We start from the raw sequence: 12903 nt of genomic DNA on the forward strand, positions 1-12903 counted from the left end.
CACCGACATCCGCCCCGCTCCGACGTCGCGGGCGGCTAGAAGCCCTCGGGGGCGTGCGGGCGGTACGGGGCGGCGAGGCGGGCCAGCTCGTCGTCGGTGAGGGTGAGGTCGACGGAGGCGATCGCATCCGTGAGGTGGTGGGCCCGGGTGGCGCCCACGATGGGCGAGGTCACGGCCGGCTGCTGGCGAACCCAGGCGAGCGCGATCTGCGCGCGGGGCACGCCGCGTTCGGCGGCAACCTGGGCCACGGCGTCGGCGATCTCGCGGTCACCCTCCTCGTGCTGTTTGTAGAGGGTTTGGCCGAAGGTGTCGGTCTCCGAGCGGGTGGTGGTGTCATCCCAGTCGCGGGTGAGCTTGCCGCGGGCGAGCGGGCTCCACGGCAGCACAGCCACACCCTGGTCGAGGCAGTACGGCAGCATCTCGCGCTCCTCCTCGCGGTTGAGCAGGTTGTACTGGTCCTGCATCGACACGAACCGGGTGAAGCCGCCCAGGTCGGCGGTGTGCTGGGCGGTGGCGAACTGCCACGCGTACATGGACGAGGCGCCGATGTAACGGGCCTTGCCGGCCTTGACCACGTCGTGCAGCGCCTCCATGGTTTCCGCGATCGGGGTCAGCGGGTCCCAGCGGTGGATCTGGTAGAGGTCGACGTGGTCGGTGCCCAGCCGGGTGAGGCTGTGGTCGATCTCGGCCAGGATGGCGCGGCGCGAGAGTCCGGCGCCGTTCGGGCCCGGCCGCATCCGCCCGTGCACCTTGGTGGCGAGCACGTAGTCGTCACGGTGGCTGAAGTCGCGCAGCGCCCGGCCCAGGATCTCCTCGCTGCTGCCGTCGGAGTAGACATTCGCGGTGTCGAAGGTGGTGATGCCGGCCTCGAGCGCCTGCTGGATCAGCGGCCGGCTGTCCTCCTCCGGGAGGGTCCAGGCGTGGTTGCCGCGCAGCGGGTTGCCGTAACTCATGCAACCGAGCGTGATGGCCGACACCTCGAGGCCGGTGCTGCCCAGGCGGACGTACTTCATGGCGGGGCCTTTCGGTCGGCTGTGGAGCGGGGAATTGCTCTTCACCCTAGGCGCGCCGGGTGGGGTTGTCACGCGGCTTCCAGCCTGGGGCTCAGGCGGGCGCCTAGGGGTGAGCGCTACGCTCTGGGCATGGTCACTCAGTACCGCACCGTGGAGGAGTTCCGCGCCGCCCAGACCGACGGCCGCCGCGAGCTCGTCGATGCCCTCCGCGCCCTCGTGAACGAGGCGAGCCCGGCCGCGCAGGAGCACATCAAGTGGAACTCCCCCAGCTTCGTGCTCGACGGGGTGGACCAGGCCACGATCAGCGCGCAGGGCAAGCAGGGCGTGCGCCTGGTGCTGCACCGGGGCGCGACGACAGCCGAGAACACGGATGCCGCATCCACGTTCACCGGGGACCCGGCGGGCTTGCTCACCTGGCACTCCGACATCCGAGCGAGCCTGCTCGTCACCGACCCGGCCGACCTCGCGGCGAAGCGGGCCGCGGCCGTCGAGGTCGTGCGGGCGTGGCTCGCGCCGGTGGGTCCGTCGGCCTGATCCGGCGCCGGCAGGGCGGGGTGCGACGCGGCGCGGCGGCGCGGGGTGCGATGCGGCGGCGCGACGGCGCGGGTGCGACGCGGCACGGAACGCGCCTTGCGCCCGTTGCGCGGGCTACGCGCCGTTTCGCGGGTGGCGCGCCGCACGCGAAACGGCGCCATGCCCGCGCAACGGTGGGGAGCCCCATCGGCGCCGCCGCTCCCGTCCGGGACGGTCTGCGGCGGTCCGCGGCGGGCCGGCGGCGCTACGCGGGGGTTGCCGCGCGGCCGCTCGGCACGACAGGCTCGTGCCGGCCGCTCGCCCGCACGCGCACGGTGCGCCAGGTGTCGAGGGCGATCACCCCGCCGAGCACCGCGAGCGCCAGGCACACCGAGGCGAGCGCATCTGTTGGCCAGTGGTAGCCGAGGTACACCCGGCTGATCGCGGCCAGCCCCACGCCGACCACCAGGAGCACCCCGACCACGACCGCCGCGCGCCGGCTCGCCGCCCGCCGCGAGTAGATCAGGTAGGTGACCAGGAGGAGGAAGTTCGTGGCGCCCGACACATGCCCGGAGGGGAATGAGTAGGTGGTGTCGACGCCGAAGAGCATCAGGTCGACGGGTGGTCTCGTCCGTTCGACGAGCCGGGTGATCACCTGCACGAGCACCAAACCGGTGAGGGTGCCCAGCGCCAGCAGCACCGGCCGCCAGAGGTGCTTGGCCAGGAAACCCCAGATCACGATGGCGCCCAGGATCACAACGGGCAGTGCCACCGGCCCGAACCCGATCGCGAGGCCGATCATGATCGCGGTCACGGTGCCGGTGCGGCTCTGCATCAACCAGGCGTTCAGCGGCGAGTCGATGCTCGCCACGTCGTCCCGCTGCACGATATCGGCCAGGATCACGAGAAACCCCACCACTCCGATGACGACCAGCGCCACCGCGAAAACGTAGAGCCTGGTGCGCTCGCTCGCGGTGCGCCAGCGGTCTTCCACGATGAACTTCTCGTGCAGCGCTCGCAGGCGTTCCCGCTTGGAGAGGGACGGGTCGGTCACAGGCGCGGCCCGTCCGAGACTCGGATGCATCGGTGCATGGTGTCCTTTCGGGTGGCGCTGGTGCTGGCAGAGCTCGTGCGGGTGGTGCGGGTGGTGCGGGTGGTGCGGGTGGTGCGGGTGACACGCGATTCCCGGAGATTGAGATTACACAGCGCCAGAAGTGAAATCCACTCGACTCGCGGGACGGATGCGGCCCGGCCGCCGGGGTGTGGGTCGGGTCGGGAGGCTCGGGGTATGTGGCCGTGCAATTCGCGGCACGCGGGTCAGGCGCCGTTATGCGGGTGGCGCGCCACCCGCGAAGCGGCGCAGTGCCCGCGCTACGAGATACGCGGGTTGGGCGCCGCTGCGCGGGTTGGGCGCCGCTGCGCGGGTTGGGCGCCGTTGCGCGGGTCAGGCGCCGCGCGGGCGTGGTGCCCGCGGAACGGCGTAGCGCCCGCGCATCGAGAAACGCGGGTTAGGCGCCGTTACGCGCGTGGCGCGCCACCCGCGAAGTGGCGCAGTGCCCGCGCTACGAGATACGCGGGTTGGGCGCCGTTGCGCGGGTCAGGCGCCGTTGAGCGGGTCAGGCGCCGCGCGGGCGTGGTGCCCGCGGAACGGCGTAGTGCCCGCGCTCCGAGATACGCGGGTCGGGCGCCGTTCCGCGGGTGGCGCGCCACCCGCGAAGTGGCGTAGAACCCGCGCATCGAGAAACGCGGGTTGGGCGCCGTTGCGCGGGGTGGGCGCCGTTGCGCGGGTTAGGGGTTGGCGCGGGGCGCCGGCAGGGCGGCGGCGCCGGCGGCACCGCGGCCGGGGAGGGCGGCCACCACGGAGGTGCCCAGCGCGAGCACGATCAGCACCGGGGCGGCCACACCGAGGGCCGTCTGCAGGCCCACCGCGGTGGCCTCGAGCCCGAGCAGCACCGCGATGATCCCCTGCATCAGGTAGGCCACCGTGTACACCACGGAGATGGTGCCGGCCCGGTGGTGCGCTGGCGCGTGCCGGTTGAGCAGCCCCAACCCGCCGAGGAACAGGAGCCCGTAGCCCACCCCGGCGGCGACCGAGGTGACCGCGAACACCGGCAGCGACGCCGTGGCCGCACTGAGCACGAGCAGCGCCACCGCCGTGGCGCTGGCCACGCCGCCGAGGCCGATGGCCAGGCGGGCGGGCATCCGTTTGGCGGCGATCGCGGTGATGCCGATGACCACGGAGGTGATGGCGAGCACCAGCCCGGAGACGAGGGTGTTGTCGGAGTGGATGAGGTCGGCGGAGATCTGCGCGCCGAGCGAGAGCAGCACCGCGCCCACGCCGAACGCCGTCGTGATCGCCAGCGCGGATGTGGTGACCACGCCGCGCAGGCCCGCCGGCACCCGGATCGGCCGGGGCCGCCACCGCGCCGAGGTCTGGGTGTCGGGCACGTGCCTGGGCAGGGTGCGCACGGCTAGGAAGACCACAGCGGCGGCGAGCACGACCACCCAGTAGCTGAGCTGGCGCGGGGCCGGCGCGTACTGCACGAGTGCGCCGGCGACGATGGTGGCCACGGCCAGGCCGACCGCGGTGGCGGCCGTGTTCACCGAGCTGGCCCTGGCCGTGCCGCCGCGGGTGTTGAACTCCACCATGGCCGCGCTGGCCGGCGCCATCGCCAGGCCCACGCCGACGCCCTGGAACGCCCTGGCCACGAACAGCCACGGCTCGGCCGGCGCCACCGCGAACAGCAGGGCGCCCAGGAACATCGCGGCAACACCGGCGAGCAGGGTGGCGCGGCGGCCGATGTGGTCGGAGAGGTCGCCGAACACGAGCAGCACCACCACGAGCACCAGCGGGTACACGGCGAACAGCGTGGTGGTGGCCGCGGGCGTCATGGCCCAGTCGTGCGCGTAGAGCGGGTAGATCATGGTGGGCGAGCCGCTGGCCCAGAGGGCGAGCATCGCCACGGAGGCCGCCGTCCAGAAGCGGGCGGCGGGGCGGGACTGCGACATTCGGCTCCAAACCGGACGACTGCCGTCGGACGCCCCAGACCAGCCGGGGCCGCCGATGGCGACGGATGCGCCGCGCCTTTGCAGGGCCGGCCGCCGGGTGGCGACCTCCCGGCAACGCTAACAGGCTGGGTTGGTTAATCCAAGTCAATGTAGGATGGGGACATGACAACGGAATCCTCCGATGCTCCGCCACCAGCTGACTCGCCGGCGCACTCGGCGACCTCGTTCCACGCCTCCCCTGCGCCGCACGCCGCGGCGAAGCGCTCCGGCGACGAGCTGCGCTGCTCCATCGCCCGCACCATGCAGGTGCTCGGCGACCGGTGGACGATCCTGATCGTGCGGGAGTGCTTCCGCGGCCGCACCAGGTTCAGCGACTTCCGCAAGGTGCTCGGCATCCCCACCGACATCCTCACCACCCGGCTCTGCTCCCTCGTGGAGGCCGGCGTGCTCGCACGCCGCGGCTACCGTGAGCCCGGCGCCCGCGAACGCTTCGACTACCACCTCACCCCCGCCGGCGACGCCCTGCTGCCGGTGCTCGGCGCCCTCGCCCAGTGGGGCAACGAGTACCGCCCCTCCGGCCACGGCCCCAGCCGGCTGTACCAGCACGCCGACACCGGCGAGGCCGCGTCGATCGCCTTCGTCACACCCGCCGGCCAGGTCATCGACCTGCCCGACATCGCCATCGTGCCGGGTCCGGGCGAGAACGACCCCGAGATCGGGCCCATCCGCCCCCTCGCCGCCGCGCCGCACTGACCCGCACCGACTGAGCCGCTACCCACCGGCCCGCGCAACGCTGCCCGTTGCCGGCCCGGCTGCAAGGGTTCACAGGCGGGCGGGTCTGTGCCTTTCGGCGGCGCGGCGGCGGCAGTACCGTGTCTGGCATGGGCGGATGCGCGCCCCAGGTTCACAAGACCAGACCGGAAGGAGCCAGACCATGAGCAGCACCTCGACGGGGCTGGGCGGGTATCTGCCGCCGAGTTACGTCATGCAGCACGTTGTCAACCCGATCGCTCGCACCATCGGCGTCCCCACCCTCATCGTGCGGGGCCGGATCAGCGGGCGGGAGATCAGCACCCCCGTCGCCCCGTTCGAATTCGAGGGCGACAAATATGTGATCGCCGGACGCGGCGAGACCCAGTGGGTGCGCAATCTCCGGGTGGCCGGACGCTGCGAGCTGCGCATCCGCTGGCACCGGCAGCCGCACCTGGCCACCGAGCTGCGCGGTACCGAGCACCAGCTCGTCGCCGCCGCCTATCTCGAGCGGCTGGGCCGCCGTGCGAACGCGTTCCTGGCCGAGCTGCCGGATGCGGCCGATCACCCCATCTTCCGGCTCGAGCCGACCGGCCCGGCCGTTCGCGGCTGAGGCCGAGTCAGCGCTCGAGGACTCCCACCATGCGCAGCCAGGCCGCGAGCTGCCCTTCGTCGAGCACGGGCGCCCGCAGGGCCGCGTAACCGTCCGGCCGCACGACGAGCATGCCGGTTCCGGGCCGGTCGTCGAGGCGATGCACGTGCACGAACGGCCCCAGCAGCCGCTCGGGCACCGGGCGCGCATCCGCCTGCAGGAAGATGTGCACACCCGGCGTCGCCATCAACTCGTGCGCCCGCACCCGGCGGCCCTCGCAGCGCACCAGGGTGTCGGCCACCCGCGAGCCCGGCCGCAGGCCCCGCCGGGCCAGGCCGTCGCGCACCGGGATCAGCGACGCCTGCACATCCACCGACAGCACGCTGCGCGGATAGCGCAGCCGGAACTGCGCGAGCGTGCGCACTCCGGCGGCGGTGAGGCGCCGCCGCCGGATGAGCCACGGCAGCAGCGGCGCGCCGGCCGGCACGAGCACGGCCCGGCCCAGTTGGGCCAGTGGATGCAGGCTGGCCTCGGCCCAATAGATCAGCCGGGTGAGGCGCAACACCGCAAGGTCCGCCGGACGGCGCTCCTGCGCGTAGGAGTCGAGCAACGCCGACCCGGGCAGTGCAGCGAGGGTGCCGGGCGCGGGCGTCTCCCCCGCCGCGGAGGGGCGGGCCCGACGCCCGGCCGCGGCCGCGAACCCGAGCTTCCAGCCGAGGTTGACCGCGTCGTGGATGCCCGCATTCATGCCCTGCGCGCCCGCCGGGGAGTGCACGTGCGCGGCGTCACCGGCGATGAACAGCGGCCCGCGGCTGAACCGGCTGGCGATCCGGTGCTGCAGCCGCACCTGCGCCGACCAGGCCAGCTCTTCGATGTGGGCGGGCAGGCCGCTCTCGTCGAGCAGCCGCTGCAGCTGGGCGCGCGGCACGGGCGGACCCGGCTGGCCGAACGGCTGCCGGTCGGCGCCCGCACGGCGGGTGGCGAGCATCCGCCAGGTGGCCCGCTCGCCGATGTTGAAGAGGAACACCAGCCCGCGCCGGCCGACGACGACGTGTGCAACCCCGGGCTCAAGGGTGGCGGGCGCGGCGGGCGGCAGCGCGGCGCCGAGCTCCACGTCGGCAAGCACCACCTCCTGCGCGTAATCGCCGCCGAGCCAGCCGCCCACCGAACCGCGCACCAGGCTGGCCGCGCCGTCGCAGCCCACCAGATAGCGGCAGAGCAGGTTCTCGTCGGATTCGCCGTCGGCGTGCCGCAGCTCGGCCCGCGCCCCGCCGTGCCGCAGACGGGCCAGCCGCACCAGCTCGGTGCCGCGTTCCACGGTCACCCCGCGCTCGGCGAGCGCCGCGCCGAGCACGGCCTCCACGTCGGCCTGCCGGATCAGCAGCAGGTGCGGGAACGCCGTGCCGGGCAGGTCGAGCTGGTCGATCGCCACCGGCACCACCCGCGAGCGAAGGTGCAGCCGCGCGGTCGGCGAGCTGTCGCCGCGCGCGAGCAGCGCATCCGTCACCCCCAGCGGGCGCAGCAGTTCGAGGGTGCGCGGATGCATCACCATGGCCCGCGACGCCCGGAACGGGTCGGTGCGCCGTTCGACGATGCGCACCAGGGCGCCGTGGTCGTGCGCCTGCAAGGCAAGGGCGAGGCCCGTGGCGCCGGCGCCCACCACGAGCACGTCGACGTCGTGGCTCATACCGGTTCGCGCACGCGGCGCTTCGCTGAGATCGGCTCGGTCGGGCGCCACCAGCCCGCCGGCCCGGATGCCTCGGCCGGCCCCGCCGCGTGCACCCGCCCGGGAGCAATCGACGTGACCGCGGCCGAGCGCGGCGTTCCGGCGAAGGGCGCAGGCCCCGCTACGTGTGCGCCCCGATGCCGGCCGTTCGGCGCCGCCGGCGCCCTCGGCGCGGAATACCGGCCCGGGTCCCGCAGGAACACGTCCCGGCACACCCCCGGCAACACCCGGTAGTGGATCGACCCCGGCACGCTGCCCAGCGCAAGCACCCGCCACAGGGTGCGCGCGTAGGTCTCCGCCGCCTGCGCGCCGTCCCACTCGTAGACCCCCCGGTAGCGGCCGTTCTCGTCGTGGGTGAGCCAGAGTTTCGACACGTAGCCGGGAAACCCCACGAATAGCGGCGTGTTCAGGATGCTCTCCACCCGGAACCAGCGGTGCGCCCTCCCCTGCAGCATCCGCAGTCGGAAACCCACCACGAGCACAACGGGTTCACGTGTGACGTCGCGGTCGACGACGGTCTCGCGGTAGACCACGGCATGGCTGCCGTCGGCGAAGGTGAGCTGCCTCCCGGTGTTCTGCCGGGGCAGGTGGATGCGCCGCTGCAACAGCAGCACGGCCGTGCGCAGCACGCATCCGACCAGGCCGAGCACCGCGGGGACCAGTGCGAGCGGAGGTCTCTCGGCCACGCCGCTGCTGGGCTGGATCGTCATGGTGCTCCTCCCCGCGGCACTGGGTGCGTCCGCCGGGGTGGCGGGAGCCGGTGCACGACCGTGCCAGCATAGGCAGCCCGTCGGCGCCCGGGAAGGGCCGGCGGCGGCAGCCGGCCGGCCGGGCGACCCGCCGGACGACCCGATTCCCGGTCGCGTCGCGCGCGTTCCGAGGGGTAGCCTGAACTGCGCCTTGGCGGGGTCTTCAGCCGCGGGGGCAGCATCCGCTCGCCATCTCTCTGCCTCGTTTCTCGCCGTCGAGCGTCCCGCAGCCTCCTCGTGGAGTCCGCCCAGCATCTCCAGCGCACGAATGATCGACGAAGGACCCATGACTTCGATCTCTCCCCTCGACGAACCGTGGCCGTCCACGGTCGCCCCGACGGTTCAGCTCGTGCAGCTGAACGCCGCCACTATCGACGCCCTCGCCGACGAAGACCTCGACCTCGCCAATGAGCAGGCCGCGGTGGAGCTGAGCCCCTACTTCGTGGAACCCGCCAGCGCGAACACCTGGCGGCGGCGCAGCCGGCAGCTCGCCGAGACCCCCACAGATGCCAGCTGGATCACCCGGGTCATCTACGACCCCACCCGGCAGCTGGCGGTGGGCCAGTCCGGCTACCACGGCGCCCCGGACGCCGATGGCATGGTCGAGGTCGGTTACGCGGTGGATGCCGCGTTCCACCGGCAGGGTTACGCCCGCGCCGCTCTCACCGCGCTGCTCGAACGGGCCAGGCTGGAGCCGTCGGTCGCGGTGGTGCGGGCCAGCATCCGCCCCGACAACCTGCCCTCGAACAACCTCATCGCCCAGTTCGGCTTCGTGGCCGTCGGCGAGCTCTGGGACGACGAAGACGGCATGGAGACCATCTTCGAACTCCCCGTCGGCTAGCCCGGTCGGCTAACCCCGTTGGCTCGCCCGGACAGTGACCGGCGGCATCCGTGCCAAGCTTGTTCCCGTACGCCGACTCCCCACGAAAGACCGCCGACGCAATGACGCCTCCCGCACGCCCCATCAGCCGCCCCGACGTGGATGTGCGCCGCGCGCGCACCGCCGTCGCCGTGCTGTTCTTCACCAATGGCGCCCTCTTCGCCAACCTGATCCCCCGGTATCCGGCGATCAAGGCCGACCTCGGCCTCAGCAACGCCGAATTCGGGCTTGCCATCGCCGCCTTCCCGCTCGGAGCGCTCATCGCCGGGCTCGCCGCCGGCATGCTGATCCGCCGGTTCCGGTCGTCGCGGGTGGCCGTGGTCTCCACCATGCTCACCGCGGTCGGGCTGATCCTGGCCGGCGTCGCGCCGGGCTGGGCGGCCCTCGCCCTGGGCATCTTCCTCGCCGGGGCGATGGACTCGATCACCGACGTGGCGCAGAACTCGCACGGGCTGCGGGTGCAGCGGCTCTACCAGAGGAGCATCCTCAACTCGTTCCACGCGGTCTGGAGCATCGGCGCGGTCACCGGCGGCCTGCTCGGCGCGGCCGCCGCCCAGCTCGATGTGCCCCGCGGCACGCACCTGATCGTCTCCGCGGTCACCTTCAGCATGTTCGCCCTGGTGGCCTACCGGTCGCTGCTGCACGGCCCCGAGCCCGTCGAACCGACCGAACCGCCGGCATCCGCCCCCACCGACCCGGCCGCCGGATCGGCCGATGTCGCCGCCGGCGGTGCGGCCGGCACCAGCCCGGCCCGCTCGTTCGGCCGGCTGGGCAAGTGGCTCGTGCTCGGCGCCCTCGTGGTCATCGCCGCCTCGGGCGCGCTGGTCGAAGACGCCGGCAGCACCTGGTCGGCGATCTTCCTCTCCGACTCGCTCGGCACATCCGCCCTGCTGGCCGGTTTCGGCTTCATCGCGCTGCAGGGCATGCAATTCATCGGGCGGATGCTCGGCGACAGGTTCGTGGACAGGTTCGGCCAGCGCGCCGTGGCCCGCACCGGCGGCGCCATCGTGTTCCTGGGCATGGGCACCGCGCTCGCGTTCCCGTCCGTCGCCGGCATCATCGTGGGCTTCGGCCTGGCCGGATTCGGCGTGGCCACGCTCATCCCCGCGGCCATGCACGCCGCCGACGAACTGCCCGGCTTCCGCACCGGTACCGGCCTCACCATCGTCGCCTGGCTGCTGCGGCTGGGCTTCCTGGTGTCGCCGCCCATCGTCGGGTTCATCGCCGACCTGTCCGCACTGCGCTACGGACTGCTCGTGGTTCCCCTGGCCGGGCTGCTCGTGGTGCTGTTCGCGCCCGTGCTCGCCACCCGGGTGCGCCCGCGCGCGACGGATGCCGCTCCCACCGACGAACCGGAGCTCGCCTCCGCGACCTGACCGTTCGCGTTAGTCCGCGGGCATCTCGTCGGCGGCCCGCACCGTGGGCGCCGGCGGCACCGGGGGCCGCAACGCGAGGCCGAGGAAGACGGCCAGGCCGAACACACCGGTGATCAGCCCGCCCGCACTCAGGTAGGTCTCCGCGGGGCTGAGCGGCGTGATCTGCGTGTCGACCCGGGCGCCCAGAATGATCAGGTACACCGTGGCCGCCACGCAGAGGGCACTGCTCACGACCAGGCCGAGCACGACAAACGCACGATGATTCACGTTGGCTCCTTCGGGTAAGGAAACGTTCACGTGCAGTCAAGCACAGATCAGCCCTGATCAGGCCGAAATCCGCGCACCCTCAGCGGGGGGCTTGGTCACGATGCGCTAACGCCAGAAGAAGACCAATTCCAGTGCCGCCCCGCCCAGCTCCGACATCTGGAGGGGCAGACGGGCCAGCCAAGCGCGCGCTCGCTCCCGCATCCGTTGCCGCCGCGCGGTGCCCGTGTCGCTCATACCCGCAGCCTAGGCGCTCAGCGGTCTCCAAGGCGCGGCGCGCTTACACTCGACGGATGACCGACTCCGCCGCTTCCGTCCCGTCGACCGCCGATGCCCGCCTCACGATGTTCGGCGCCGAGTGGTGCCGCGACTGCCGCCGGTCGAAGTCGCTGCTGGACGGCCTGGGCATCGACTACGACTACATCGACCTCGAGAGCGTCGCCGACGGCGCCGACCGGGCCAGGGCCATCAGCGGCCGCACCCAGATCCCCGTGATCGTCTTCGCCGACAACACCCACCTGGTGGAGCCAAGCGACGCCGACGTGCGCGCCAAGCTCACCGCCCTGGGCACGATCTAAAACTCCCGCGAGCCGTGAGAAGAGCCCCCCAAAAGTCGCGACTTTAGGGGCTTTTCTCACGGTTCGCGGATGCTGGTCGGTGCAGTCATCCAGGTTGGCCACCAGGGCGATCGGGTCGCGAGGGTGATCGTGTGGGAGAAGGGGACCCCGCCGCCGCTGAGCCCGGCTAGCGCGGCACCCCGAGCAGCTCCCCCAGGGTCGTCAGTGCCGCGGTCTCCTCGTCGCTGACGAAAGTGCGGCCGGCCGTCACCGGGCCGCCCTCCGGTGCAGCCCTGACCACGTGCTGCGCCACCCTGTACAGCCAGGCCCGGAACGCCGACGCCTCCGCCCGCGCGTGCGCGTCGACGATGCCCAGCGCCCGGCCCAGCTCCCGCAGCACCCTCTCCTGCCCGGCGGGCGAACCGTCGATCGTGCCCAGGTCGCGGGTCAGGTGCTCGGCCACCAGGTCCGCCTCGATCTCCCGCACGAGCGGCAGACCGTCCGGCTGGGATGCCTCCAGCGTCACGGCCTTCTCCGCGGCGAGCATCTCGGTGAGCATGCCGATCGGTCCGCTGGGTGAGGAGCCTGCCACGAACATGCCCACGAGGAACGGCGCGCTCCCCACCATCCGCCACTGCTCTGCGGTGAACGCCTCCTTGACGCTCATCTTTCGCTCCTCACCGAGTGCCGGCGGCCCCGGCCCTGCTCCCACGCTACGCCTGCCCCTCCCCGGCTCGGAAGCCCCGGAGAGCGCACGGATGCGCCGCGATCGCCCGAAAAACCCGTTGCGCGGGCACGGCGCCGTTTCGCGGGTGGCGTGCCACCCGCGCAACGGCGCGCAACCCGCGCAACGTGAAAAGACGGCCCCGCCCGGCTCCGGCAGCCCGCGCGCGGATGCCCGCCCGCCCGTTGAACCGCACCCCGCCCGGGTATACCGTGTGCGCCATGACCACCGTCACCCAGTACTGGGCACCCCACGAGGGCCAGAACGGGCTCTACCAGGCCAGGGGCACCCTCATCTGGTCGTGGCCGCTCGGCGACAACTCGCACTACTGGGGTTACGCAGTGCGCCCCTACCAGGGCAACATGCAGGTCGAGATCGAACGCGAGTGGACCACATCCGACAACGACATGCAGTTCGTCGAACACTTCCTGGTCACCGTCTCCGACCCGGTCGGCCGGGAATTCCGGCCATCCGGCAACGGCGGGCTGCTGATGTTCACCGCGATCGAAGTGGAGTCCTGATGCTCCTCATCGCCGTGCACGACCACGCCGGCACCATCATCGGGGCCGTCATCGACGACGGCGAATACCCGACCCCCACGCCCGTGCCGCCGGAGGACTACCGGCTCGCCCGCATCGAACTCACCGACGAGCAGGCCAGGCTGGGTCTGTTCGAGCTGTGCACCCGGATGTGCGTGGACGCCCACACGAACACGCTCGCCACCATCGACAACCACGCGGCATCCTGATG

At 72.6% G+C, this 12903-nt stretch carries 16 protein-coding genes; 8 read left to right on the forward strand and 8 right to left on the reverse strand.

Annotated features, from left to right (window positions below):
- Positions 1-35 precede the first annotated feature (35 nt).
- Complete coding sequence (locus tag BJQ94_RS13315; protein WP_265399136.1) at positions 36-1013, reverse strand: aldo/keto reductase; 978 nt, start codon at positions 1011-1013, stop codon at positions 36-38.
- Positions 1014-1142: 129 nt separating this feature from the next.
- Between BJQ94_RS13315 and BJQ94_RS13320 the strand changes: the two genes are divergently transcribed.
- Positions 1143-1547, forward strand: a complete 405-nt coding sequence (locus tag BJQ94_RS13320) for a DUF1801 domain-containing protein (RefSeq protein ID WP_265399137.1) — start codon at positions 1143-1145, stop codon at positions 1545-1547.
- A 244-nt stretch (positions 1548-1791) separates the two neighbouring features.
- On the opposite strand, the gene BJQ94_RS13325 is transcribed toward BJQ94_RS13320, so the two are convergent.
- Both BJQ94_RS13325 and BJQ94_RS13330 read right to left on the reverse strand, forming a co-directional pair.
- Positions 1792-2610: a phosphatase PAP2 family protein gene (locus BJQ94_RS13325; protein ID WP_265399138.1), complete on the reverse strand. Its 819-nt coding sequence runs from the start codon at positions 2608-2610 to the stop codon at positions 1792-1794.
- Between the two features lie 704 nt (positions 2611-3314).
- On the reverse strand, positions 3315-4535 hold the full coding sequence (locus BJQ94_RS13330; RefSeq protein ID WP_265399139.1) for an MFS transporter: 1221 nt from the start codon (positions 4533-4535) through the stop codon (positions 3315-3317).
- A 162-nt stretch (positions 4536-4697) separates the two neighbouring features.
- Here BJQ94_RS13330 and BJQ94_RS13335 point away from each other — a divergent pair, with 162 nt between their 5' ends.
- Positions 4698-5288, forward strand: a complete 591-nt coding sequence (locus tag BJQ94_RS13335) for a helix-turn-helix domain-containing protein (RefSeq protein ID WP_265399140.1) — start codon at positions 4698-4700, stop codon at positions 5286-5288.
- A 181-nt stretch (positions 5289-5469) separates the two neighbouring features.
- Positions 5470-5898, forward strand: a complete 429-nt coding sequence (locus BJQ94_RS13340; RefSeq protein ID WP_265399142.1) for a nitroreductase/quinone reductase family protein — start codon at positions 5470-5472, stop codon at positions 5896-5898.
- A gap of 7 nt (positions 5899-5905) precedes the next feature.
- Here BJQ94_RS13340 and BJQ94_RS13345 read toward each other — a convergent pair whose 3' ends face one another.
- Together BJQ94_RS13345 and BJQ94_RS13350 are read right to left on the reverse strand one after the other, a co-directional pair.
- Positions 5906-7564, reverse strand: coding sequence for an FAD-dependent monooxygenase (locus BJQ94_RS13345; protein ID WP_265399143.1), 1659 nt, complete (start codon positions 7562-7564; stop codon positions 5906-5908).
- Positions 7561-8313: a hypothetical protein gene (locus BJQ94_RS13350; protein WP_265399144.1), complete on the reverse strand. Its 753-nt coding sequence runs from the start codon at positions 8311-8313 to the stop codon at positions 7561-7563. The genes BJQ94_RS13345 and BJQ94_RS13350 overlap by 4 nt, the downstream gene beginning before the upstream one ends.
- 325 nt (positions 8314-8638) lie before the next feature.
- Between BJQ94_RS13350 and BJQ94_RS13355 the strand changes: the two genes are divergently transcribed.
- Together BJQ94_RS13355 and BJQ94_RS13360 are read left to right on the forward strand one after the other, a co-directional pair.
- Complete coding sequence (locus BJQ94_RS13355) at positions 8639-9193, forward strand: GNAT family protein (RefSeq protein WP_265399145.1); 555 nt, start codon at positions 8639-8641, stop codon at positions 9191-9193.
- 101 nt (positions 9194-9294) lie between these two features.
- On the forward strand, positions 9295-10608 hold the full coding sequence (locus BJQ94_RS13360; RefSeq protein ID WP_265399146.1) for an MFS transporter: 1314 nt from the start codon (positions 9295-9297) through the stop codon (positions 10606-10608).
- 9 nt (positions 10609-10617) lie between these two features.
- On the opposite strand, the gene BJQ94_RS13365 is transcribed toward BJQ94_RS13360, so the two are convergent.
- Positions 10618-10875: a hypothetical protein gene (locus BJQ94_RS13365; protein WP_265399147.1), complete on the reverse strand. Its 258-nt coding sequence runs from the start codon at positions 10873-10875 to the stop codon at positions 10618-10620.
- A 105-nt stretch (positions 10876-10980) separates the two neighbouring features.
- Positions 10981-11109: a hypothetical protein gene (locus tag BJQ94_RS13370; protein ID WP_275875497.1), complete on the reverse strand. Its 129-nt coding sequence runs from the start codon at positions 11107-11109 to the stop codon at positions 10981-10983.
- A gap of 56 nt (positions 11110-11165) precedes the next feature.
- Between BJQ94_RS13370 and BJQ94_RS13375 the strand changes: the two genes are divergently transcribed.
- On the forward strand, positions 11166-11450 hold the full coding sequence (locus BJQ94_RS13375) for a glutaredoxin domain-containing protein (protein WP_265399148.1): 285 nt from the start codon (positions 11166-11168) through the stop codon (positions 11448-11450).
- A gap of 166 nt (positions 11451-11616) precedes the next feature.
- Here the strand turns inward: BJQ94_RS13375 and BJQ94_RS13380 are convergent, their stop codons facing one another.
- Entirely contained in the window at positions 11617-12096 is a 480-nt protein-coding gene (locus tag BJQ94_RS13380; protein WP_265399149.1) for a hypothetical protein, read from the reverse strand.
- A gap of 278 nt (positions 12097-12374) precedes the next feature.
- Between BJQ94_RS13380 and BJQ94_RS13385 the strand changes: the two genes are divergently transcribed.
- Both BJQ94_RS13385 and BJQ94_RS13390 read left to right on the forward strand, forming a co-directional pair.
- Positions 12375-12674 carry a hypothetical protein gene (locus BJQ94_RS13385; protein ID WP_265399150.1) on the forward strand — a complete coding sequence of 100 codons (300 nt, stop codon included), beginning with the start codon at positions 12375-12377 and terminating at the stop codon, positions 12672-12674.
- Positions 12674-12901, forward strand: coding sequence for a hypothetical protein (locus BJQ94_RS13390; RefSeq protein WP_265399151.1), 228 nt, complete (start codon positions 12674-12676; stop codon positions 12899-12901). The genes BJQ94_RS13385 and BJQ94_RS13390 overlap by 1 nt, the downstream gene beginning before the upstream one ends.
- Positions 12902-12903 lie beyond the last annotated feature (2 nt).

Origin of the sequence: Cryobacterium sp. SO2 (genome assembly GCF_026151165.2) — a bacterium.
Lineage (GTDB): Bacteria > Actinomycetota > Actinomycetes > Actinomycetales > Microbacteriaceae > Cryobacterium.